This window comes from Methylobacterium thuringiense (genome assembly GCF_022179645.1).
GTDB classification, from domain to species: Bacteria; Pseudomonadota; Alphaproteobacteria; order Rhizobiales; family Beijerinckiaceae; genus Methylobacterium; species Methylobacterium thuringiense.
In genome coordinates, this window is record NZ_BPRA01000003.1 from 147,175 (window position 1) to 169,666 (window position 22,492).

Annotated in this window: 18 protein-coding genes; 9 read left to right on the forward strand and 9 right to left on the reverse strand. The window is 68.3% G+C overall.

All coding sequences use genetic code 11. The features are described 5' to 3' along the window. Nucleotides 1-10 precede the first annotated feature (10 nt). The 3 genes from MFF07_RS04015 to MFF07_RS04025 form a co-directional block, all read right to left on the reverse strand. The gene (locus MFF07_RS04015) at nt 11-3,181 is read right to left on the reverse strand and encodes an efflux RND transporter permease subunit (RefSeq protein ID WP_147813621.1); all 3,171 of its coding nucleotides are present in this window, start codon (nt 3,179-3,181) and stop codon (nt 11-13) included. Nucleotides 3,182-3,301: 120 nt separating this feature from the next. Beyond that, nucleotides 3,302-4,984 (reverse strand): efflux RND transporter periplasmic adaptor subunit, encoded by a 1,683-nt coding sequence (locus MFF07_RS04020; protein WP_238230745.1) that lies wholly within the window; start codon nt 4,982-4,984, stop codon nt 3,302-3,304. Between the two features lie 63 nt (nt 4,985-5,047). Next, a complete protein-coding gene (locus tag MFF07_RS04025; RefSeq protein WP_147813625.1) occupies nt 5,048-5,428 on the reverse strand; it encodes a hypothetical protein in 381 nt (126 codons plus the stop codon). Nucleotides 5,429-5,711: 283 nt separating this feature from the next. On the opposite strand from MFF07_RS04025, the gene MFF07_RS04030 reads away from it, so the two are divergent. The 3 genes from MFF07_RS04030 (at nt 5,712) to MFF07_RS04040 (ending at nt 10,778) form a co-directional block, all read left to right on the forward strand. Next, nucleotides 5,712-6,812, forward strand: coding sequence for an efflux RND transporter periplasmic adaptor subunit (locus MFF07_RS04030; protein WP_238230747.1), 1,101 nt, complete (start codon nt 5,712-5,714; stop codon nt 6,810-6,812). Nucleotides 6,813-6,821: 9 nt separating this feature from the next. Continuing rightward, the gene (locus tag MFF07_RS04035) at nt 6,822-9,941 is read left to right on the forward strand and encodes an efflux RND transporter permease subunit (RefSeq protein ID WP_147813627.1); all 3,120 of its coding nucleotides are present in this window, start codon (nt 6,822-6,824) and stop codon (nt 9,939-9,941) included. A gap of 360 nt (nt 9,942-10,301) precedes the next feature. Beyond that, nucleotides 10,302-10,778, forward strand: a complete 477-nt coding sequence (locus MFF07_RS04040) for a Ros/MucR family transcriptional regulator (protein WP_147813629.1) — start codon at nt 10,302-10,304, stop codon at nt 10,776-10,778. Between the two features lie 389 nt (nt 10,779-11,167). On the opposite strand, the gene MFF07_RS04045 is transcribed toward MFF07_RS04040, so the two are convergent. Further along, nucleotides 11,168-13,228, reverse strand: coding sequence for a carbohydrate porin (locus MFF07_RS04045; RefSeq protein ID WP_147813631.1), 2,061 nt, complete (start codon nt 13,226-13,228; stop codon nt 11,168-11,170). Nucleotides 13,229-13,649: 421 nt separating this feature from the next. Beyond that, nucleotides 13,650-14,183 carry a DUF2147 domain-containing protein gene (locus MFF07_RS04050; RefSeq protein WP_147813633.1) on the reverse strand — a complete coding sequence of 178 codons (534 nt, stop codon included), beginning with the start codon at nt 14,181-14,183 and terminating at the stop codon, nt 13,650-13,652. Nucleotides 14,184-14,408: 225 nt separating this feature from the next. On the opposite strand from MFF07_RS04050, the gene ndk reads away from it, so the two are divergent. Both ndk and MFF07_RS04060 read left to right on the forward strand, forming a co-directional pair. Beyond that, nucleotides 14,409-14,831 carry a nucleoside-diphosphate kinase gene (ndk, locus tag MFF07_RS04055; protein ID WP_147813635.1) on the forward strand — a complete coding sequence of 141 codons (423 nt, stop codon included), beginning with the start codon at nt 14,409-14,411 and terminating at the stop codon, nt 14,829-14,831. A 171-nt stretch (nt 14,832-15,002) separates the two neighbouring features. Next, nucleotides 15,003-15,377 (forward strand): hypothetical protein, encoded by a 375-nt coding sequence (locus MFF07_RS04060; protein WP_147813637.1) that lies wholly within the window; start codon nt 15,003-15,005, stop codon nt 15,375-15,377. 60 nt (nt 15,378-15,437) lie between these two features. Here the strand turns inward: MFF07_RS04060 and purN are convergent, their stop codons facing one another. Continuing rightward, the gene (purN, locus tag MFF07_RS04065; RefSeq protein ID WP_147813639.1) at nt 15,438-16,091 is read right to left on the reverse strand and encodes a phosphoribosylglycinamide formyltransferase; all 654 of its coding nucleotides are present in this window, start codon (nt 16,089-16,091) and stop codon (nt 15,438-15,440) included. 163 nt (nt 16,092-16,254) lie between these two features. Beyond that, the gene (gene purM, locus MFF07_RS04070) at nt 16,255-17,322 is read right to left on the reverse strand and encodes a phosphoribosylformylglycinamidine cyclo-ligase (RefSeq protein WP_147813641.1); all 1,068 of its coding nucleotides are present in this window, start codon (nt 17,320-17,322) and stop codon (nt 16,255-16,257) included. Nucleotides 17,323-17,693: 371 nt separating this feature from the next. On the opposite strand from purM, the gene MFF07_RS04075 reads away from it, so the two are divergent. Then, nucleotides 17,694-18,785, forward strand: coding sequence for an AI-2E family transporter (locus tag MFF07_RS04075; protein ID WP_147813643.1), 1,092 nt, complete (start codon nt 17,694-17,696; stop codon nt 18,783-18,785). Nucleotides 18,786-18,799: 14 nt separating this feature from the next. Here the strand turns inward: MFF07_RS04075 and MFF07_RS04080 are convergent, their stop codons facing one another. Further along, nucleotides 18,800-20,344, reverse strand: coding sequence for a hypothetical protein (locus MFF07_RS04080; RefSeq protein WP_238230749.1), 1,545 nt, complete (start codon nt 20,342-20,344; stop codon nt 18,800-18,802). Between the two features lie 219 nt (nt 20,345-20,563). Between MFF07_RS04080 and MFF07_RS04085 the strand changes: the two genes are divergently transcribed. Further along, nucleotides 20,564-21,292 (forward strand): P-loop NTPase family protein, encoded by a 729-nt coding sequence (locus MFF07_RS04085; protein WP_147813645.1) that lies wholly within the window; start codon nt 20,564-20,566, stop codon nt 21,290-21,292. A 73-nt stretch (nt 21,293-21,365) separates the two neighbouring features. On the opposite strand, the gene MFF07_RS04090 is transcribed toward MFF07_RS04085, so the two are convergent. Further along, entirely contained in the window at nt 21,366-21,644 is a 279-nt protein-coding gene (locus tag MFF07_RS04090) for a hypothetical protein (RefSeq protein WP_210245112.1), read from the reverse strand. 44 nt (nt 21,645-21,688) lie between these two features. Between MFF07_RS04090 and MFF07_RS04095 the strand changes: the two genes are divergently transcribed. Further along, entirely contained in the window at nt 21,689-21,958 is a 270-nt protein-coding gene (locus tag MFF07_RS04095) for a BrnA antitoxin family protein (protein WP_238230751.1), read from the forward strand. Between the two features lie 55 nt (nt 21,959-22,013). Beyond that, nucleotides 22,014-22,478: a UCP034077 family protein gene (locus MFF07_RS04100; RefSeq protein ID WP_187272395.1), complete on the forward strand. Its 465-nt coding sequence runs from the start codon at nt 22,014-22,016 to the stop codon at nt 22,476-22,478. The last annotated feature ends 14 nt before the right edge of the window (nt 22,479-22,492 follow it).

Consider the following 22,492-nt stretch of genomic DNA (forward strand, 5'->3'; position numbering starts at 1 on the left):
TGAGGGGGGATCAATAGGCTTCGCGGAGCGCGCCGGCCGTCGGCGTCTCGGCCTTCAGCCGGGCGAAGGCGCGGCGGCCGAAGCGCAGGACCAGGACCGGCGTCAGCACCGCATCGAGCAGCGTCGCGCTCATCAGGCCGCCGAAGATCGTGACCGCGACGGGGTGGAGGATCTCCTTGCCCGGCGCGGTGCCGTCGATCAGCAGCGGCACCAGCGCGATGCCGGCCGAGAGGGCCGTCATCAGCACCGGAGTCATCCGTTCCAGACTCGCCCGCATCACGAGGGCGGGGCCGAGGTCGAGTCCCTCGCCGGCCGCGAGGTTCAGCATGTGGCTGATCTTGAGGATGCCGTTGCGGGCGACGATCCCGGTGAGCGTGACGAATCCGATCATCGACGCGACGGAGACCGGTAGTCCGGCGATCCACAAGGCCGCCACGCTGCCGATCATGGCCGCCGGCACGTTCGCGATGATCACCAGGGTGAGCGTCACGGAGCGATACCGGCCGTGCAGCAGGGCGAACACCATGACGATCGAGGTCAGCATGAGCAGGCCGATGGTCCGGGCGGCCTCGCCTTGCGCCCGATACGTCCCCTCCAGGCTCGCGCCGACCCCCTTGGGAAGCCGGGCGCCGTCCACCACGCCCTGGATTCCGGCGACGAGAGCGGTCATGTCGGTGCGGCCGTCGGAATTCGCCTGGATGACGATCCGCCGACGGCCGTTCTCGCGAAGAATCTGGTTCGGCCCGTCGGTCTCGCGGATGTCGGCGATCTCGCGGGCCGGCACCCAGCCCGACGGCGTCTCGACCAGGAGATCCCCCAACGCCTGCGGCGTGCGGCGCGCCTCGGGCAGGCGCACCACGACGTCGTAGCGGCGCGGCCCGTCGGCGATGGTCGAGACCGTGCGGCCGTTGGCGAGCCTGCTGATCGCCTCGACGACGCCCGAGGGCGAGACCCCGTAGAGCGCGGCGCGGTTGTGATCGACGCGGATGTCGAGCTGCGGGATCAGCACCTGCCGCTCGATCTGCAGGTCGGCCAAGCCACTCACCTCCTTGGCGATCTTTTCGCGCAGGGCCTCGGCGCTGCTCCGCAGGGTGTCGAGATCCTCGCCGAACAGCTTCAGGGCGATCTCGGCGCGCACGCCCGAGAGCATGTGATCGAGCCGGTGCGAGATCGGCTGGCCGACATTCACCGCGACCGGCAGTACCGCCAGCCGCGCCCGCAAATCCGCAACCACGGCCTCGCGCGCGCGGCCGCCGGGCTTCATCCGCACTTCCAAGTCCGAAGAGTGGACGCCCTCGGCATGCTCGTCGAGCTCGGCCCGTCCGGTGCGGCGGCCCACCGCCTGCACCTCGGGGACGTCCAGCAGCAGGCGCTCGGCGATGGTGCCGACGCGGGCGCTCTCGGTGAGGGAGATCCCCGGCCGGAAAGTGAGGTTGATCGTGAACGAGCCCTCGTTGAAGGCCGGCAGGAAGGCCCGCGGCAGCCGGCTCGCCCCGATCCCCGAAGCGACCACCGCGATCACCGTCGCCACGATCAGCAGGCGCTGGTGCACGAGTGCGCCGCGCAGGAGCACCGCATAGCCGGCCTTGAGGCTGCGCACGAGCAGCGGCTCGTGGTCGGCGAGGCTCTTCATTCCGGGCAGCAGGTAGGAGGCCAGCACCGGCGTCAGCGTCACCGAGACGAGCAGGCTCGCCAGGATGGCGACGATGTAGGCCTGCCCCAGCGGCGCGAACAGCCGGCCCTCGATGCCCGACAGCGCGAAGAGCGGTACCAAGACCAGCACGATGATCGCCGTCGCATAGACGATGCCCGAGCGGACTTCGCTCGAGGCCGCCACCACGACATCGAAGACCGGGCGCGGCGAACCCGCCGCCCGGTTCTCGCGCAGCCGGCGATGGATGTTCTCGACGTCGACCACGGCGTCGTCGACCAACTCGCCGATGGCGATGGCGAGGCCGCCGAGCGTCATCGTGTTGATCGACAATCCGAAGAGCTTGAAGACCAGGGCGGTCGTCAGGATCGAGACGGGAATCGCGGTCAGCGAGATCAGCGTCGTGCGCGCATTCATCAGGAAGGCGAACAGCACCAGCGCGACCACCGCGACGGCCTCCAGCAGGACCCGCTCGACGTTGCCGAGGGATGTCTCGATGAAGTCCGCCTGCCGGAACAGGATTTTTTCGGCGTCGATGCCGGCGGGCAGGCTCGGGCTGATGTCCTTGAGGGCGGCTTCCACGCTCTGGGTAAGGCGCACCGTGTCCACGCCCGGCTGCTTTTCCACCGAGAGGATCACCGACGGTTTGCCCATGTAGCCGGCGTCGCCGCGCCGGGGCTTGGCCGCGTAGGCCACCTCGGCGACCTGGCGCAGATGCACCCGGCCCTCGACCGCCGGATTGCCGGTGCCCGGCAGGTCCGCCGCCGCGGTGGCGCCCTGCGCGCCGGTTGGGATCACGACGTTGCGCAGGTCGTCGAGGCTCAACGTGCGGCCGACGTTGCGGATCAGGATCTCGCGGGCGCTGCTATCCGCGAAACCGCCGCCGGCATTGGTGCCGAAGCCGGCGAGCGCGTTGGCGAGGCCTTGGTTGGTCACGCCGAGCATGCGCATCGCGGCCGGGTTCGGGCTGACCCGGAACTGGCGGACCTCGCCGCCGATCGGGATCACCTGCGCCACGCCGGGAATGGCGAGCAGCCGCGGCCGCAGGGTGAAATCGGCGGTCTCGCGGAGCTCCATCGGCGTCGCCGTCTCGCCGGTCACCGCGACGAGCAGGATGCCGCCCATGATCGAGGCCACCGGCCCCATGGTCGGCTCGACGCCCGCCGGCAGCTCGGCCCGCACCAGGGCGAGCTTTTCGGCGACGAACTGGCGATCGCGATAGAGGTCGGTGTCCCAGTCGAATTCCACCGTGACGATGGAGAGGCCGACGCCTGAGACCGAGCGGACGCGGCTGACGCCGGGTAGGCCGTTCATTCGGGTCTCGATCGGGTAGGTGACGAGCTGCTCGACCTCGCGCGGCGCATAGCCGTCCGCCTCCGTCATCACCGTGACGGTGGGCCGGTTCAGATCGGGCAGCACGTCGACCGGCAATCGCGTAAGCGCCAGCCCGCCGCCGAGTACGAGGGCGGCGCAGAGGGCGAGGACGAGGACGCGGTTCAGCAGGGCGGCGCGGACGAGGAAGGCGAACATCGCGCTAAATCCTCTCGCAGGACGCACGCGCCGGTCGTGAGCAGCCTCCCTCTCCCCGCACGCGGGTAGAGGGGGGCGCCCGCCTTGAAGCGGTGGCGTCTGGCCGATGCAAAGCCATGATCACCGCACCTGATCCAGCAACTCGGCACCTTGCGTCACGATCCGCCGACCGGCTGCAACGCCGCCCGCCACGAGCACCCGCTCCGCATCCAGCGGCTCGACCTTCACGGCCAGCGGCGCGAAGCGCTCGGCCGAGACGTGCTCGTAGACGACCGCACCGCCCTCGGAGCGGATCACGCTGGCCCGGGGCAGGGCGAGGCCGGTGGCCGTGCCGCCGGTTGGGGCCAGCACGGTCACGAACTGGCCGAGCCGCACGCCGTCGGCTCCGCCTGTGATCGCGAACTGCACCGGGACCGCCTGGGCACGGTCGGCGAGGCCGGCGCCGCGATAGGCGAGGGTAAGGGTGCGGCCGTCTGGCAGGCGTCCGGTGGCCGTGGCGCCGGGCTCCAGAGCCTCGAAGCTCAAGGCCTCCACGTAGAGCTTCCCAGGGTCGACGATCCGAAAAACCATGGTGCCGGGGGCGGCCATCTGGCCGGCGGTCGCGGCGCGCTCCGCGACAACGCCGTCGACGGGGGCGATCAGGTCCTCCGGCACGCGGCGAAGGGTGTCGAGGGCGCTGCGGCGATCCTTGAGGCCGGTGAGTTCGGCTTGGGCATCGTCCAGCGCCGTCTTCGCGATGGCGCCGCTCGGCGCGAGCTTTTCGTAGCGGGCGACGCGGCGGGCGACGATGGCGATCTGCTGGTCGAGATCGCCCTGGGTCTGGCGCATGTCGGAGGCGTCCACCGCCTGCACCGGCGGCGTGACGGTGGCGAGCACGTCGCCCCGGCGCACCTGCGCGCCGAGATTCGGAAAACCGCCGGGCGGCGGCGACAGACGTCCGCCGACGGAGGATTGCACGACGCCGCTGGCATTCGGATCGGCGATCACCCGGCCGGGCAGCTCGATGGTCCGGCGATAGGCGGCCTCGGCCGTCACGCCGGTGCGGACGGCCAGAAGATGCTGCGTCGCCTTCGGCACGAAGACGGTGCCGTCGGGCAGCCGGCGTGCCTGCTCGAAGACGGTGGCGGTGGGCTCGATCAGGGCCGCACCGTTCACAGGCGGCGGCGGTTCGTCGTGGCCTTCATGCGCGATGGCCGCGCCGCCGACCAGCAGGGTCAGCGTCAGGGCGAGGACCGCCAGGGCCGGGAGCGCGCGCCGCGAGCGCATCAACGCGATGGTCGCGAGCCCGAGCAGGAACCCACCCGCCACCGCGCCGACGAGGCCCTGGTGGCCGAGATGGTTTCGGAGTTCGGTGAGAAGGGCGGAGGGTTCTGCGGCTCCCGCTGCCGGCATGGCTTGCCCGGCTTCGGGCAGGTCGAGATCGAGCGTCAGCGTCTCCTCGATGCCGTCCGCCTTCACCGTGACGGCGAGGTCGTGGTGGCCGCCGGCCGCGAGCCAGGGCGCGGCAAGCCGGTAGCTGCCGTCCTCCTGCGCCTTCGCCTCGACGAAGCCGTCGGGCGTCTCGACGTCGATGTCGGCGCCGGCCACCGGTGCGTTGCTGGCGAAGGCGTCGAGATAGAGCACGAGATCGTGCCCGCGCGGGATCGCGACGAGTTCGAAGGTTGGGGAAGCGGCCTCGGCCCGCGGCCCGACATGGGCCGGTACGGGGGCTTCAGTGCCGTGGTCGTGACCCTCGTGGGCCAGCCCCGGATGCGCTCCAAAAACGGCCAGCGCCCAGAGCGCTGCCGCAAACAATCGAGACATGACGAAAAACCTTCACCGGAGGGAGGCCGCCGGCGGCGCGCGAGCGCGGCCCGGGCAGCGAGCTCAGGCGAAGGGTCTGGGGGGCTCGGGGAGCGCCTCGGGTACGATTCCGTCCGGGCTCGCATGCTCGCGCGACAGGGAGCGGGCCGACGCCATCGGCGGCAGCGTTGCGTTTGTGCCTTCCGGGGCGAGCCCGGTGGCACAGCAGCACGAACCGTGATGACCGTCGGCGGCACAGCACGGACCGGTGCAGTCGATGCGGGCCTCGGCCTGGACCGTCATGACCGTGTTCGCGGCCGATGCGTGACGGGCTGCATCAACGGATATGGAGACGGAGGCGTGGGCATGGCCGTCATGGGCCTGCGCCGAGGACGGCGTCAGGGAGACGACGATCGTTGCGATCGCCAGCGCCAGAAGGAGCGCGATGTGTCGGACCAGAGCCATGACCCGCGCACGCTTAGCACGAACCTCGTTGCCGAGACAGGCCACCATTGTAGCGGGGACAGTCAGGGTAAAGGATTCGAAGGACGGGTTAAAACGGTAGTAAGATTCGGGATAAAACGGTAATCCGAGTACGGGATCAGAACGGCTTACGCCAAGTGGCCGAATATCGGGGAGCGCGCGTGGTTCGGTTTCGCATTGATCGAATCGGGTGGCCCCGTACGTCCTTTCCCGTCCCCTGGGGAGATGGCGGCGTCGCGCTCGCATTGAAAAAACCGGTGCGCCCGTGAGAGGCCGCAGCAACACCGCCGCCTGGTGGATGGCCGGCCTGCTGCTGGCCGCCGCCCTCGTTGTGCTGCCCTGGCCGTTTCTACAGGAGCAGTTCGCGCCGAAACCCCTGGTTCCGATCGCGCAGAAGACGCCCGAACCCGCCAAGGCCGAACCGGAGCGCCCCCATCTCCCGGCGATGCGCACCGCCGTCGAGGGCGGCCGCATCGTGGTGAAGCTCTCCGACGCCGAGCGCGGGCGCATGGGCGTCGAGACGGCGCGGCTGGTGCCGAAGGCGCATCGCACCGAGATCCAGGCCTATGGCAGCGTGCTCGACATCGCCCGCATCACCGACCTGACCAATTCCTACGCCAGCGCCAAGGCGGCTTTGCAGACGGCGCAGGCCCGGGCGGAGGTGTCGCGCAGCGCCTATGCGCGGGCCAAGAGTCTCGGCCAGTACGCGACGCAGGTGCAGGTCGAGACCTCCGAGGGCACGTTTCGCACCGACGAGGCGGCGCTCGCCGCGGCACAGTCGCAACTGCGCACCCTCGCGGCGACGGCCCAGCAGGAATGGGGGCCGGTGCTCGGCAAGGCGATCGTCGAGCGGGCGCCGGCGGTGACGCGGCTGATCGAGCGGGCCGACTTTCTGGTGCAGGTGACGCTGCCACCAGGCGAGACGCTCAAGGGCCAGCCTGGCGCGGCCTTTGCCGAGGTGCCGCCGCAGAGCGAGCGCGTGGCGCTCCGTCTCGTCTCGGCCGCGACCCGCACCGACCAGCGCATCCAGGGCTTGAGTTTCTTCTATACGGTGTCCGGCGAGAGCGGGCTCCTGCCCGGCATGAGCACGCTCGCCTTCCTCACCTCGGACAAGGTCGCCAACGGCATCGCCGTGCCCGAGAGCGCAGTGGTGCATTGGCAGGGCGGCGCCTGGATCTATCGGAGCGTCGGCGACGACACCTTCGCGCGCCATGCCCTGCGGTCGGACGCACCCATGGCCGACGATTCCTACGTCGTGGCCGACCTCACCACCGAGACCGAGATCGTCGTGACCGGGCCGCAGGCCGTGCTCTCCGAGGAGGTGCGGACGCAGGGCCAGGGCTCCACCGCCGACGACGACGATTGAGAGAGACCGGTGATCCGTGATCCCTCCGGCCCGCAGGCCGCCCTCGTCGCCTTCGCCGTGCGTCGGCCCGGCATCGTCCTGGCGCTGGCGATGGCGCTTGCCGTCTACGGCATCCTCGGTCTGGGTCAGGCGAAGTACGACGTCTTTCCCGAGTTCGCGCCGCCGACGGTGACGGTGCAGACCGAGGCGCCGGGCTTCAACCCCGAGCAGGTCGAGGTGCTGGTGACGCAGGCCGTCGAGGTCGCGCTGAGCGGCCTGCCGGGGCTCGCCACCATGCGCTCGAACTCGATCCAGGGCGTCTCGGTGATCACCGTGACCTTCGGCACCGGCAGCGACATCTACCGGGTGCGCCAGCTCGTCACCGAGCGCCTCGCGACGCTCTCCGGTCGGCTGCCGCAGGGCGTCCTCCAGCCCTCCATGACGGCGCTGACCTCGTCGACGAGTTCGGTGCTCCTCGTCGGCCTGACCTCCGACTCGCGCTCGCCGATCGACCTGCGCACCATCGCCGATTGGCGCGTGCGCCTGCGGCTGCTCGCTGCGCCCGGCGTCGGCGAAGTGCTGGTCTATGGCGGCGAGGTGCGCTCGTTCCAGGTCCAGGTCCGGCCGAAGGACCTGATCCGCTTCCGCATCGGCCTCAACGACGTGCTCGTCGCCGCCCGCAAGGCCACCGGCGTGCGCGGCGCCGGCTTCGTCGACACGGTGAACCAGCGCATCGCGCTGCAGACGGAGGGACAGTCGCTGACGCCTGAGGAGGTGGCGCGCACGGTCCTCGTCAACGAGGGCGGGGCGAGCGTCGTCCTCGGGGACGTCGCCGACGTGGTCACCGCGCCCGAACCCGCGATCAGCGGGGCGTCGGTCGATGGCAAGGCCGGCGTGCTGCTGATGGTCGGCGCCCAATACGGGGCCAACACCCTCGACGTCACCGAGAAGGTCGAGACGGCCTTGGCCGAACTCCGTCCGGCGCTGGAGCGCGACGGCATCACGCTGCGCGCCGACCTCTTCCGACCCGCGAACTTCGTCTCGGTCGCCAACGCGAACGTCCTGCAGGCGCTGGCGCTCGGTGGCGTGCTCGTGGTGATCGTGCTGTTCGTCTTCCTGCTCGATTGGCGCACGGCGTTGATCAGCGCGGTAGCGATCCCGCTCTCTCTGATCAGCGCCGTGCTGGTGCTGCGCCTGCTGGGCGAGAGCCTGAACACGATGACGTTGGGCGGCCTCGCCATCGCCATCGGCGAGGTGGTGGACGACGCGGTGATCGGCGTCGAGAACGTGGTGCGCCGACTGCGGGAACATCGCAGGACCGGCTCTTCGTCGAGCGAGTCCCGCATCATCCTCGATGCGATCCTCGAGGTGCGCATTTCGGTCGCCTACGCCACCTTCGCGGTGCTGCTCGTCTTCCTGCCCGTGCTGGCGCTGACCGGCGTGCCCGGCCGGCTCTTCGGTCCGCTCGCCATCGCCTACATCCTCGCGGTTCTGGCCTCACTGGTCACGGCGCTGACGGTGACGCCCGCCCTCTCGCGATTGCTGCTCGCGGGCCGCAAGAACCTGCCGACCCGCGATCCGCCGGTGATGCGCGGGGCGCGGGCCGTCTACATGCGGTGCCTGTCGCGGATCGACCGGCACCCGCGCCTCATGATCACCGTAGCGCTTCTGGCGACGCTGGCCGGCGCGGCGGCCGCCCCGTTCTACGGCAGCGCCTTCCTGCCCGACCTGAAAGAGGGCCACCTCATCCTGCACATGGCCTCGGCGCCCGGAACCTCGCTGCAGGAGTCGCTGCGGCTCGGGGGGCATATCGCGACGGGGCTGAAGGCGATCCCCGGCGTGCGCGCCGTCGCCCAGCAGGTCGGGCGGGCCGAGGCCGGCTACGATGTCGGCGGTCCGCAGGACAGCGAGATCCATATCGACCTGGAGCGCGGCCTCGACGGCACGGCCCAGGACCGCGCCCAGGCCGGCATCCGCGCGCTGATGGCGGCGACCCCCGGCGCGAGTTTTTCTCTGAAGACGTTTTTGACGGAGCGCATCGAGGAGACGGTGTCGGGCTTCACCGCGCCGGTCGTCGTCCAGGTCTACGGCTCGGACCTCGATCGGATCGAGGCGGCCTCCCGCGACGTCGCCCGCGAACTCGCCGAGGTCCGCGGCGCGGCCGACGTCCAGCAGAAGTCGCCGGCCGGGCTGCCGCAGATCAATGTGGGGCTACGCCCGAACGACCTGCGCCACTGGGGCCTCGACGCGATCGAAGTGCTGGAGATCGTGCGCACCGCCTACCAGGGGGACACGGTCGGTCAGGCCTACGAAGGCAACGCCGTCTTCAACGTCATCGTGATCCTCGAACGCGCGGCGCGCGCGAAGCTCTCGACAGTCGGCGACCTTCCGCTGCGCACGCCGAGCGGCAGCTACATTCGCCTCGCCCAGGTCGCGGACGTCTACGAGACCTCCGGCCGCTACGCGGTGCAGCATTCGGGAGCCCAGCGCGTGCGCACGGTGACGGCCAACGTCGAGGGCCGCGACGTCGCCTCCTTCGTCGCCGCCGCCAAGCGCAAGATCGGCCGTTCGGTGAAGCTGCCGCCCGGCGTCTATGTCGGGTTCGAGGGGGCGGCCGAAGCGCAGGCGCAGGCCCGGCAGGATCTGATCCTGTATTCCGGCCTCGCCGGACTCGGCATCCTGCTGTTGCTCGCGATCGTCACGGGATCTTTGCGCAACCTCGCGATCGTACTCGTCAACATGCCCTTCGCCTTCGTCGGCGGCGTGCTGGCCGTTGGACTGACCGGAACTGTCGTCTCGCTCGGATCGATCGTCGGATTCGTGACGCTATTCGGAATCAGTCTACGCAACACGATCATGATGGTCGCGCATTACGAGCATCTGGTTCGTGCCGAGGGTCGGGACTGGACACTTGCGACGGCGATCGAAGGTGCGGCGGATCGTCTCGTGCCGATCCTGATGACCTCCCTGGTGACCGGACTCGGCCTCCTTCCACTCGCCCTCGGAGCGGGCGAGCCCGGCCGCGAGATCGAGGGGCCGATGGCGATCGTCATCCTCGGCGGGCTGGCGACCTCGACGATCCTGAATCTGTCGATCGTACCGACGCTCGCGCTCCACTACGGTCGTTTCACCACCGCGAAAGACGCCTGATCGCCCGACGGCTGGCGAAACGAGCTTTGATCGGCTAACGCCGATCACGGTGATTTGATCGAGGGCTCCGGAACTTTTTGTATGCTTGTCAACGTATTGGAGCGTTGGAAGTGCTCGGTTGATACAAATTCGCGTCGTCTGCCCCGTGGTTAGGCTCTGTTTGTATGCTTGTTGACGTATTGGGGCGTTGGAAGTGCTCGGTTGATACAAATTCGCGTCGTCTGCACCTTGGCTAGGCTCTGTTCGAATTCGTCTATCGTACAGACCGTGAACTGTGCATGATCTCTTCGGATCGTCTCTTGATTTTCAGGATCATTTGTATGATCTTACGTCTGAGGGGCACACAACCGGACCGTGAAAATGGCAGAAGAACAACAGACAATGAACACAGACTTCGTCACCCTCGCAGGTGATATCGTTTCCGCATACGTATCGAAGAATTCCCTGCCAGCCGCCGACCTTCCGGCCCTGATCGGCAGCGTCCACACGGCCCTCGTCGGCCTGTCGGGCAGCGTCGAGGCCGCCCCGGTCGCCGAGAGCGTCGAGAAGCCGACCCCGGCTCAGGTGCGCAAGTCGATCACGCCCGACGCGATCATCAGCTTCATCGACGGCAAGTCGTACAAGACCATGAAGCGCCATCTCGGCACGCATGGCCTCGACCCGCATTCCTATCGCCAGCGCTACGGCCTTCCGAGCGACTATCCGATGGTCGCACCCAACTACGCCGCGCAGCGCTCCGCACTTGCCAAGTCGATCGGCCTCGGCCGTCCGGGCGGCCGTATTCCGGAGGAAGCCGTCGAAGAGCCTAAGACCCGCGGTCGCCGCAAGGTCGCCTGAGATCTTGGACGCGTTCGTCGTCCGCGAGGGTGGCACGAGACTATCGAGAGCCGTATCCGATCATACCGGGTGCGGCTCTCTCTTTGTTTCGGTGAGTCGATCCGCCTGTCGCGATTGCATCGTGGCGATCGCGATCACCGGTCGTTCTCTCATACGGTTTCCGGTTGATTCCTTCGGCCTACCACGCTCCCTTCCCCGGACGGGTGGAGCGTCAGCGGAACCCGATCCGGGGCCGAGCATAAAGACGTCGCGAAGCGTCGAAACGTCTGCGCCGTTCGAATCGAGCCGCTGGCGCGGCCTTTGTTACGCTGGGTCCCGGATCACTTTCCGCTCCGCTGCAGGCGTCCGGGAAAGGGCCGTGGGACCGAACGGATCAACCGGATACGATATCAGAAGTCCGCGTGCAGCCGGGTCCCGAAGAAGTCGGCCGGGCCGCGGTCGCGGTTGTAGGCCGGGTTCTCGACGTGCTGGTAGTCGAACGACATCGTGACCGACTTGGTCAGGCTCATCGCATAGTAGGCCTCGATCGCCCGCTCGGGTGAGTAGTTGAGCTGGCCGTCGCCGATCAGCAGGCCGAATCCGCCGGCCGCGAAGAAGTCCCGGTGGGCGGGCGAGAGCTGGTTCATCGAGGTGCCGAGGCCGATCGTGTCGGCGGGGCGGCCCCAGGCCGTGCCCTTCAGCGAGACGCCGCCGGAATAGGAGCGGTCGACGTCGGTGAAGGACAGGTTTTCGGTTCGGCCGTCGCCGGCGCTGGCGCGGGCGAAGACGCCGAGATCGCTGGTCACCGCCTGTTCGAGGTTCAGGTAGAAACCGCTCTTGCGGCGCGCCGTCCGGGTCGCAGCCGCCGCATCGTTGACGTCGCCGAAGACGCCGAGCTGCGTCAGCGTCACCGCCTCGCGGTAGCTCGCGGTGTTGCCGACGTTGGAAAACAGTCCGAGCCGGACCTTGCCCGGCTGTTCGAGCCACGGCAGCACGTGGCGTTCCTCGATTTCGGCCGTGAGGCCCTGCCGCTCGAGCACCCGCGTATCGAAGATGTCGCTGGAGGGTTGCTTCGGCACCTGCGTGTAGGCGGCGCGCAGGGCGAATTCCGCGCGGTTGTACTCGACCATCAGGCCTTGCGTGAACCCGGGAAGGTTGGCCGGAAAATCGTAGGCGGCCGCGCCCCACAGGCCCCAGTTCATGAAGTCGACCCGCGGGTCGTGCGCGTAGGCGTTGTTGTCGAAATAGTCGCCGAGCGCGAACTTGCCGACGACCAGCGTGATGCGCTCGACGTCGCGCGTGCCGGCGATGGAATTCGGGCCGTCCGGCACCGCCTCGGTCTCGCCGCCGAAGCCGAAGGTCTGCTTGAGGAAGTAGCGGTTCGAGCGAAGTTTCGGGAACGGCGCGCCGGCCTTCTGCGCCTCGCCGTTGACGAAGCCGGCGACGCCGAGCGTCCGCGACAGGCCGAAACCCTGGCTGAACTCGGGATTGTAGTAGAGTTCGGTGCCCTCCCAGAGCTTGAAGCCGAGGAAGGCCGTGGCCGTGGTGGTCGCCTGCGCCTGGTGCGGCACCAGGCTCTGGTCGCCACGATAGGGCGAGCGGAAGCCGGTCACGCCCTGGTTGATGAAGGTGGTCTGGCCGTGCAGCGAGAATCGGCTCGGCTCGCTCGGCGTGTCGTCCTCGCTCTCCGGCGGAAGGCGCAGGCCCTCGGGATGCCAGTACAGGCGCAGCATCATCTCGTTCGAGACGAAGGCGCTGCGCGTCGCGACCGGGCCGCCGTTCACGCCCGGCAGCACACCGAGATCGAAGCGGCCGCTCTCTCCGAAATCGATGTAGCGGTAGTCGAGCCCGAGCGAGAAGTCCGGCGTGATCGCGTACTGGACGCCGGCACCCAGCGTGAAGCCGAGATACGACACGTCGCGGCGGGCGCCGCCGACGCCTCCGGTCGCGAGATCCGGATAGGTCGCGATCACCCGCCCGTTCGCCCCGGCTAGGCCGAAGCTCGCATAGACGAGGTTCCGGTCGAAGGCGTAGCCGAGCCGGACCCGGCCGCTGCCGATCACGTCCGTCTTCTCGCGGATCAGGGCGAAGGGCGGGTCGACCGCCTCGTAGCCGAAGCCCGGTGCGGTGGAGGATCCCGGCCGCTTCAGGTTCGCGCCGACGAGGTCGGCCTCGATGCCGTAGACGAAGGCGCCGCTCTGCCAGTTCCAGCCGCCGAACGCGCCGCCGACGGCCGCCGTCGCATCGCGGTTCAGGTTGGCGCGGCCGGTCGCGTCGCCGGTCTCGAAGGCCCGCACGCGACGCCCGCCGATCGTCGACGGGCCGAACTCGAAGTTGGCGAACGACGCTCCGGCGCTTCCCTGCAGGCCGAGATAGCTGCCGGACCAGTCGACGAAGCCGGGTGCAGGGGAGGGGGCCGCGAGATCGGCAGCCTGCGCCCCGTCGGCGATCAGGCCGGCGGCGGCGAGCATCCAAGCCGCACGGGGCCATGCCCGGCAGGTGCCACGCGCCTCGTCTCGTCCCCTGACCCACCCCACCGAAACGCACTCCCCACCGCGACCGTCAGCGAGGTATAGCCAATGCTATAATCGCGGCAATCGGCCTGGAGCGACTCTCCGGAACCGTTGCGCCAGCGCCACATGGCGATCAAGCAGGACTGGCCGACAGGATGATGACAGCCACCCGAACGTTCGTACGGGCCGGCGCGTGCGCCGCAGCATCGAAAGTCGGAAGATATCACAGCTTGGCGGGCGCCGATCACTTGTCGCAGTCTGCGGGTGCTGTAATCAGGCGAAGCCTAAACCCCCATCAGGATAGGCAAAAACTTAGGGCGCACCGTGACCGGTGCGCCCTTTTTCGTTCAAGGATGGGTCGCCGACAGTAATCCGGCGGTCAATCTTCCGGTTCGGCCTCCGGAGCGGCCTTTGCGGCCGGCTTCGTGGCGGTCTTCGGCTCTGTCGTGCTGACCGCTGCCTGCTGGTTCACGTCCGGTACGCGGTTCCAGGTCTGCGAGCCGCACAGCACCTTGAGCAGGCAGCCCGAGATGTTCAGCTCGGACGCGCTCTCGCGCTCCAGGCTCACCGAGTACATCTTGCCTTCCTCGGCGTTGTAGATCTCGCCCGAGAACTTCGCCTCTTCCGGCTTGAGATTGTCGAGCAGCGTCAGGCCGATCACCGGACGGGTGCGCTTCTTCGGGTCGGGGTTCTTGAGGTCGGTGCGCGGGCCGCCACCGGGAGCGGTCGGCGTCTTGAGCCAGACCACCTTGCCGCAGATGTTCGAGGCGCTCGGGCCGCAGCGGTCGATGCGGACCTTGGCGCGCCCGTCCTCCGTCAGCCAGGTGCCGGTCGGGTCCTTCGGTGCCGCGGAGGCCGCGGAGGCGGCGCCGAGCGCTGCGAGGACGAGGGCGGATCGAAGGGCGATGCGCATGGGCGGTCTCCGTGTGCCTGCCGTGGGACGCTTGCTGCAGGGCCGGGCCCCGCGTCGTTCACGGATCAAAGCGTCGCAATGGGGCGAATTTCCGGCAGTGTTGCGCCAATGCCATGTCCGTCCACGGCCGGCCCTCGGTTGAGGACGCCGGGTCCCCCCGCTATAAGCCCGGCGCGACGGCCGTTTTCGGCCTCACCGACCTCTCATAAAAAGTCCGTACCGATCATGGCCACCGAGCGCACCTTCTCCATCCTCAAGCCCGACGCGACGAAGCGGAACCTCACCGGCGCGGTCAACGCCGTGATCGAGAAGGCGGGCCTGCGCATCGTCGGCCAGCGCCGCATCCAGATGAGCAAGGCCCAGGCCGAGAAGTTCTACGAAGTCCACGCCGCGCGTCCGTTCTTCGGCGAGCTCGTGGAATTCATGATCTCCGGCCCCGTGGTCGTGCAGGTGCTCGAAGGCGAGAACGCCATCGCCAAGTACCGCGAAGTCATGGGCGCCACGAACCCGGCCCAGGCCGACGAGGGCACCATCCGCAAGACCTTCTCGGAGTCGGTCGGCGAGAACACCGTGCACGGCTCCGACAGCGCCGAGAACGCGAAGCTCGAGATCGCGCAGTTCTTCCAGGATTCCGACATCGCCGGCTGATTTTTGCAAGATCCGGTCTTCGAGGCGGACGTCTCGAAGACCATCCCGCTTGCGGGCGGCGACACGGTGAAGTCGCATTCCCGCCACGGTGTGGCCTCGCTGCCCTAGCGGCGCAGAGGCCGGCGAGACGAGAAGGATTCCATCGACGAATCTCTCTCGCGGACAAGATCCATGCGCCTCGTTTCCTCGCGCGCCAGCAAGCTTCTCGCGGCGGCCGCCCTCGCTTCCCTGCTCGCCGCTTGCCAGTCCGGCCGCACGCAGGTCGCCTCGCTCGAAGGCTACACGCCCGATCCGGCGCTGAAGACTGCCTCCAAGAGCAACCTCAAGGGCCGCGTCAGCCACGCCTGCGTCATTACCCAGGCCCGTTCGCAGAAGGTGCCCGAGGCCTCCGTCGAGCAGCCCTGCGGCTGCTATGCCGACCGCACGCTCAGCACCCTCGACAGCGGCGAGATCCAGTCCTACCGCGCAACCGGCTACTTCAACGAAAGCGCCAAGGCGAAGGCCCTCAACGCCCTCGACAGCTGCAAGCTGCCGCGCCCGGCCTGAACCGTTGCGGGGCGCTGCCCCGCGCCCCGCCGAAGGGCCGAGCCCTTCGGAATCTCCGGGTTAGAGCGAGTGCAGGGCGCCTTCGGTGCCTTGCCCGGTGGCGAAGGCGACGCGGCCTCCCTCAAGCGGCGCGCGGCCAGACGCGACCAGCGCCAGCGCCTTCGGATAGAGCCGGTGCTCTTGCACGATGACGCGGGCGGCGAGGCTGTCCGCATCGTCGCCGGCTAGGACCGGCACGGCCGCCTGGGCGATGATCGGCCCGGCATCGAGCTCCGGCACCACGTAATGCACCGTGCAGCCATGGAGGCGAACACCCGCCGCGAGCGCCTGCTCGTGCGTCTGCGCGCCGCGAAACAGCGGCAGCAGGGAGGGATGGATGTTGATCATCCGCCCGGCCCAGGCCTCGACGAAGCCGGCGGAAAAGATCCGCATGAAGCCGGCGAGGCAGACGAGTTCGGTCCCGGCCTCGCGTAGCGCCGTGTCCAGCGCGGCATCGAAGCTCTCTCGACTCTCGAACGTTTTGTGGTCGATCGCCTGCGTCGGGATGCCGGCCTCGGCCGCGCGTGCCAGACCGGCCGCATCTGGCCGGTTGGAAAGCACCAGCACGATCTCGGCCGGGTAATCCGCTGCCTTCGCCGCCTCGATCACCGACACCATGTTCGAGCCGCGCCCCGAGATCAGGATTGCGACCCGTTTTTTTCGGTGTTCGCTCATGCGGAGGCCGCACGGGAGAAGCAATCACCAACGGGCTCTCCTCCCCCTTGTGGGAAGGAGTTGGAGGTGGGGTTGGATCCGCTGGACTCCGCCTGAGGCAGGCGAAACCGCCCCCACCCTCGATCCCTCCCCACAAGGGGGAGGGAAGGCGAGTCTCCCACCATCACAGCGCCAGCGATCCAGTAAACGTCACGGGCTCCGGTCCACGCTCGGTGATAAGGCCGAGCCGCACCGGCGTCTCGCCGGCCTGGGCGAGGGCGCCGGCCACCGCGTCCACGGCGTCTGCGGCAACCACCACCACCATGCCGATGCCGCAGTTGAAGGTGCGCAGCATTTCGGCCTGCGAGACGCCGCCCTCCTTGGAGAGCCAGCCGAAGACCGGCGGTACCGCGATCGCGGAGAGGTCGATCTCGATGCCGACGCCGTCGGGCAGGACGCGGGGCAGGTTGTCGGGAAATCCGCCGCCGGTGATGTGGGCCAGCGCCCGCACGCCGCCGGCGCGCTTCATCGCGGCGAGCAGGGCCTTCACGTAGATCCGCGTCGGCTCCAGCAGCGCCTCGCCGAGCGTCCGGCCGGGGGCGAACGGCGCGGGGGCGTCCCATGCGAGGCCGCTGCGCTCGACGATGCGGCGCACCAGCGAGAACCCGTTCGAGTGGACGCCGGAGGAGCCGAGCCCGAGCACCGCGTCGCCGGGCTGGATGCCGGGGCGCGGCAGCAGCGTGCCGCGCTCGGCCGCGCCGACCGCGAAGCCGGCGAGGTCGTAATCCTCGTTGGCGTAGAGGCCGGGCATCTCGGCGGTCTCGCCGCCGATCAGCGCGCAGCCCGCCCGACGGCAGCCCTCGGCGATGCCGCGCACGATGTCCGCGCCGACGCCCGGCACCAGCTTGCCGGTGGCGTAGTAGTCGAGGAAGAACAGCGGCTCGGCGCCCTGCACGATGATGTCGTTTACGCACATGGCGACGAGGTCGATGCCGATGGTGTCGTGGCGCCCGGTCTCGATGGCGATCTTCACCTTGGTGCCGACGCCGTCATTCGCCGCCACCAGGATCGGGTCCTTGAAGCCGGCGGCCTTGAGGTCGAACAGGCCGCCGAAGCCGCCGATCTCGGCATCCGCCCCGGGCCGGCGCGTGGCCCGCACCAGCGGCTTGATCGTCTCGACCAACGCGTTGCCGGCGTCGATATCGACGCCGGCCTGCGCGTAGGTCAGCCCGTCTTGATCTGCGGCCGTCATCGGCTCTCCGTCCTCGTGTTGGAGCCTCTTTAGCCGATTTTGCCCGGCATCCACCCCATCCTGCGCACAATCGCCGAGATCGCTGTCGACAACGCTCGGTGGGTTCGGCCGCCGATCCGCGGCACCGACACTACCTGCTTTGTTGAGCGGCGCCGCGAACGGCTTCGCCGATCTCGCCAGCCCCTTTTGTGGGAGCACGACCGACATCTGGTTGCCGACCGGATCGCAGATCATGGCCTTCGCATGAATCCGAAGAAATCGGCCGGGTATCGGTTCCCCGAACGGCCGCCGTCATCCTGGGCTTGCCTTGACCGGCAAAACCGGCTTCCCACTCTCCGTCTCGTTAACGGTCGAGCTGCGGGGGAGCCGGGATGCGCACCAGGGCAATCATCGGTCTCCTGATCCTCGGGGTCCTGGTCTTCCTGCTCTATTCGCTGCGGGAGGTGATGCTGCCCTTCGTGGCGGGTCTGGCGCTCGCCTACCTGCTCGATCCCCTGGCAGACCGGCTGGAGCGGCTCGGCGTCGGGCGGCTTGCCGCGACGCTGATCATCCTGGCCGGCTTCGTCGTCGGACTGATCATGCTGCTGATCATCGTCGTGCCGCTGGCCGCCGGGCAGATCGCCTCGCTGGTCAACGCACTGCCGGGCATGGTCTCGAAGCTCCAGGGCATCATCGTCGAGCGGGTCGGGCCGGTGCTGCAAAAGATCGGCGGCACCGACGTCGTCAGCGAGCTGCAGAGCTCGGTCGGTTCGCTGGTGGGGCAGGGCGGAACCTGGTTCCTCGCCTTCCTCGGCTCGATCTGGTCGGGCAGCCAGGCGCTGGTCTCGATCGCCTCACTTCTCGTGATCACCCCCGTCGTGGCGTTCTACCTGCTGCACGACTGGGACCGGATGATCGCCGGCCTCGACGGCTGGGTGCCGCCGCGCCATCGCGACACCACGCGCCGGCTCGCCGCCGAGATCGACAACGCCGTCACCGGATTCGTGCGCGGGCAATCCCTGGTCTGCCTGATCCTCGGCACCTTCTACGCCGTCGGGCTGTTTGCGGTCGGGCTGAACTTCGGCGTGCTGATCGGGCTGATCTCGGGCTTCCTGACCTTCATCCCCTTCGTCGGCAGCCTCACCGGCTTCCTGCTCTCGCTCGGCGTCGCGCTGGTGCAGTGGTGGCCGACCGGCGACTGGCTGCATATCGGCCTCACCGTCGGCGTGTTCCTGGTCGGCCAGTTCCTCGAAGGCAACGTCATCTCGCCGAAGCTCGTCGGCGATTCCGTCGGGCTGCATCCGGTCTGGCTGATGTTCGCGTTGCTCGCCTTCGGCACGCTGTTCGGCTTCGTCGGCCTGCTGCTGGCCGTGCCGGTGGCGGCCTCGATCGGCGTGGTCGTTCGATTCGGCGTCGAGCAGTATCTGCAGAGCCGGCTCTACACCTCGGAAGAGCCGGTGCTGCTGGCAGAGCCGGAGGAGTAGCCTCTGCGAGACGTTTACGGGCTCGGCAGCGGACCGCCATCCGGACCCGGCGTCCCGAAGGTCGAGACGGCGTCGATCGACTTGCGTTGCAGCACCTGCCAGCGGGCGAGCTGCGTGCAGAGCGAGGGTGTCTCCTGCGGCGCGCCGGCGCCCGGAGGCCGGGCCGCGCAACGCAGGGAGACGTAGTTCTGTAGGCTCATCGAGAGCTGCAGGGACGAATCCGACGAGTAGAGCTGGGTGTCGCTGAACACCACGCCCGAGACGACGTTCGCCTGGTACATCATCCGCAGGCTCTGCTCGGTCTGCGGCCGGCGCTCGGCGTCGAGGCCGAGCAGCGTGCCGTTGGCGGAAAACTCCGGCAGGATCGCCACGTTCGGGAAGCCCGCCGTCTGGTGGCATCCCATGCAGGAGGCCTTGGCGTTGTCGACGGGGCCGGCGAGTCGCCCGCCATAGCCGAGATGGTTGAAGTTGAGCGGCGCGTTCGTCAGCTCCTTCAGGGCCTGCGGGTTGATCCATTGCTCGGTGAGCTTGGACTGATCGCAGGGTCCGTTCGGCCCCGTGCAAGTCTCGGCGAAGGTGGCCTTGGGCGAGTTGCCCCATTGGAGGCCCAGCGGCACCATCCGCTTCCAGGGCGTGTCGCCCCGGGCGTTGCCGTCATAGCCGAAGGTGCCGAGCAGCCAGCCCGTGGTGCTGCGCGCGTCGCGGACCGACACGTCGATCTGGATCATGCGGATCGTACTGATCTCGCGCTTGAACCGCTCGATCGGCCCGGCATTGCGCCAGCGCGGATCGTCGTTGACGAAGACGTCGGCCTTCCATTCGAGGGCGTTCTTCACGGTGGGAAGCTGATCCTCCGTGACGGTGGAGAACAGCAGCTTGATGATGAAGGCGCCGTCAGGGAACGTGTTGAGCGCGGTCGGGTCGGGGTTCAGCGCGCCGGGTTTCGGGTCGTCCGGATTGCAATAGACCTGCCCGATGCCGAAGGCGGCGCGGTCGTTGAAATAGGCGCCCGACCAGGTGTCGACGAAATCGCGCTGCAGGGTGCTCAGCGTGTTGCCCGACGAGTCGAACTCGTGGGTGAAACCGTGGACGAATTCACGTCCGTCGGTGCCGGGCCAGTCCGAGGCGACCTCGGTGTTCCAGTCCATCCACGGCATGCCGTACCATTTGCGGACTTTATTGTCCTCGACGTAGAAGTCGACGTCGACATTGCCCTCCAGGCCGTAATCGAGAAGCGCCTGCAGGTAGGCCCTCGGATCGACCGGCCCGCCATCCTTGAAATCGATCTTTTGCCACGGAAGCTTTTCCGCGGGCGGCAGCTGATTGGGATAGTCCTGGCTGAGCTTGTACACCCGGCCGCGATAGTTAGGCGCGGGGTCGCCGCCCTGGCCCTCGCGATAGTAGTTCGCGAATTTTCCCCGGACGCAGTCCTTGCGGGCGAGATGATTGCGGACCTCGTCGGTCGTGGCGGAGGCTTGCATGGTGCCGAGACAGACGCTGGTGGCGAGTATCACGATCGCCTGTGCGGCCAGCAGGAAACCGTGCCGTGGTCGTGCCATGTCGCCTCTCCCGAAAATCAGTCCCCGATTTGGAAGTGGAGTCGTTAAGACTTGGCTTTGCGCTGTTTCGGCCCTCTGGAGCATTTTGAAATTCTAATTTTATGCAATTTCCGCCGTATCGCGTACAGGCTCGGCCCGACGATTGCTCCGAACGGCTGCTGATGACGCGCAGGCAACGCGCGCGAATTTCGCAACGGATCGGGTGTATAAGCCCGTCCCATGCGCGACAAAGCTCCGCCGAAGCAGCTCACCTTCGACCTGCCCCTCGACCCGCGCTACGGCCGCGAGGATTTTCTCGTCGGCCCGGCCAACGAGACGGCCTACGGCCTGGTCGAGGCCTGGCCCGACTGGCCGGACACGGTGCTTCTGCTGCAGGGACCGGCCGGCAGCGGCAAGAGCCACCTCGCCTCGATCTGGGCGACGCGCGCCCATGCCTGGACCGTGTCCGCCGGCACGCTGCAGGCCGATCAGGTCAGGCATCTCGTCTCGAACGGCGCCCTGGTGATCGAGGATGTCGACCGCCCGGCGGATCGTGACGAGTCCTCACTGTTCCACCTGCTCAATCTCGCCCGCGAGCGGAAATGCCCGGTGATGATCACCGGAGCGGGCCCGGTCGACGGCTTCGGCCTCAAGGTGGCGGACCTGCGCTCGCGGCTGCGCCTCGCGCCGCGCGTCGAGATCCTGCCGCCGGACGACGCCCTGCTGCGCGCGGTCATCGTCAAGCTCTTCGTCGACCGGCAGATCGTGGTGGACCTCGCCGTTGTCGAAGCGGTCGCCCTACGCATCGACCGCTCGCTGGCCCGTGCCCGCGACGTGGTCGCCGAACTCGACCGCGACGCCCTCGGCCGCGGCCGGCGGATCACCAAGCCGTTGGCTCTGGCGGTGCTCGACCGGCTCGGCATGGCCGAGACCGGGGACGACGCCGACGGGGCGGATGACGAGGCCTGATGACCGCGGCTCTCCGACAGGGGTGATGCCGATCGGCCTTTTGTGTAACGCCTTTTAATCGTCGATCGCCGCGTTAAATGGCGTTGCGAATAATCGATGGCGATCGTCTCGGATCCTGCGAAGCGCCAGAGACGCGCTCACCGAGGGGCGCCTCGGTTTCGACGATGCCGAGGTCGTTTTCGCCGGACCGACCTACACGTTCGAAGACACGCGCAAAGACTACGGCGAGGTCGGCAACATCACGATGGGGCTGTTTTTCGGCCGAATGGTCGTCGTTGGATGGATTCCACGGGGGTTGGATCGCCGTATTTTCCATGAGGAAAGCCAATGTCCGCGAGCAAACGCGCTTCACCCCGCTTCTCCGCCGATCGACCGATCGGAACGGACCTCGTTGCCTTGGATGCCCACGAGATCACGCCCGAGGAATACGAAGAACTTCCCGAGATTACCGACGAGATGATCGAACGCGCCGATTTCCACATCGGCGGCAAACTCATCAGGCGCGGCCGCGGGCGGCCCAAGATCGAACGGCCGAAGCGGCAGGTCACGCTGCGTCTCGATGCCGACGTCCTGGATGGCATCCGTGCGACCGGTGCCGGCTGGCATGGCCGGGTCAATCAGGCGCTTCGGGATTGGCTGGCGGCTTCGCCTCGCGAGCGGGACTGACCGTTACCGATCACTCTGGGCTCGTGCCCGCGACACGAAACGAGGATCGGACCTCATGACCTCTGATCTGCCGAGCCGTCTGTATCGCCGCGTCTGCTCCGTCGGCTTCGTCCTGCTCCTGGCCGCCCTCCCTGCCCGCGCCGAGGATCCAGCGCCACTCCTCGACAATTGGAAGGACCTGCGCGCCGCCTTCGTGCGCTGCTGGACGGTGCCCAAGGGGACCGAGGGCTCGGTGGTCGCGTTCCGCTTCCTGTTCGCGCCGAATGGCGGCCTGCGCGGCCCGCCGATGGTCATGGCCAAGATCCTGAAAGGCGACGACGACGCGAAGAAGCGCTACGAAGCAGCGGCCTACCTCACGCTCGACCGCTGCCTGCCGATCCGGGTGACGCCGGGCTTCAAGGCGGTGATGGGCGAGTCGCTGCTGCTGCTGCGTCTGGTGAACACGCGCCGCGAGCCCGCCCCGAATCTCGGCCCTGCCATGACGATCTTCGCCGAGGAGGCGAAGGCGGAAGGGGAGTAGCCTTCCGGCCGTCG

Excerpts from the sequence above, each read along its gene's own strand:
- MFF07_RS04015 (WP_147813621.1), bottom strand. The coding sequence starts at position 3,181 with ATGTTCGCCTTCCTCGTCCGCGCCGCCCTGCTGAACCGCGTCCTCGTC.
- MFF07_RS04020 (WP_238230745.1), bottom strand. The coding sequence starts at position 4,984 with ATGTCTCGATTGTTTGCGGCAGCGCTCTGGGCGCTGGCCGTTTTTGGA.
- MFF07_RS04025 (WP_147813625.1), bottom strand. The coding sequence starts at position 5,428 with ATGGCTCTGGTCCGACACATCGCGCTCCTTCTGGCGCTGGCGATCGCA.
- MFF07_RS04040 (WP_147813629.1), top strand. The coding sequence starts at position 10,302 with ATGGCAGAAGAACAACAGACAATGAACACAGACTTCGTCACCCTCGCA.
- MFF07_RS04045 (WP_147813631.1), bottom strand. The coding sequence starts at position 13,228 with ATGCTCGCCGCCGCCGGCCTGATCGCCGACGGGGCGCAGGCTGCCGAT.
- MFF07_RS04050 (WP_147813633.1), bottom strand. The coding sequence starts at position 14,183 with ATGCGCATCGCCCTTCGATCCGCCCTCGTCCTCGCAGCGCTCGGCGCC.
- ndk (WP_147813635.1), top strand. The coding sequence starts at position 14,409 with ATGGCCACCGAGCGCACCTTCTCCATCCTCAAGCCCGACGCGACGAAG.
- MFF07_RS04060 (WP_147813637.1), top strand. The coding sequence starts at position 15,003 with ATGCGCCTCGTTTCCTCGCGCGCCAGCAAGCTTCTCGCGGCGGCCGCC.
- purN (WP_147813639.1), bottom strand. The coding sequence starts at position 16,091 with ATGAGCGAACACCGAAAAAAACGGGTCGCAATCCTGATCTCGGGGCGC.
- purM (WP_147813641.1), bottom strand. The coding sequence starts at position 17,322 with ATGACGGCCGCAGATCAAGACGGGCTGACCTACGCGCAGGCCGGCGTC.
- MFF07_RS04075 (WP_147813643.1), top strand. The coding sequence starts at position 17,694 with ATGCGCACCAGGGCAATCATCGGTCTCCTGATCCTCGGGGTCCTGGTC.
- MFF07_RS04080 (WP_238230749.1), bottom strand. The coding sequence starts at position 20,344 with ATGGCACGACCACGGCACGGTTTCCTGCTGGCCGCACAGGCGATCGTG.
- MFF07_RS04085 (WP_147813645.1), top strand. The coding sequence starts at position 20,564 with ATGCGCGACAAAGCTCCGCCGAAGCAGCTCACCTTCGACCTGCCCCTC.
- MFF07_RS04100 (WP_187272395.1), top strand. The coding sequence starts at position 22,014 with ATGACCTCTGATCTGCCGAGCCGTCTGTATCGCCGCGTCTGCTCCGTC.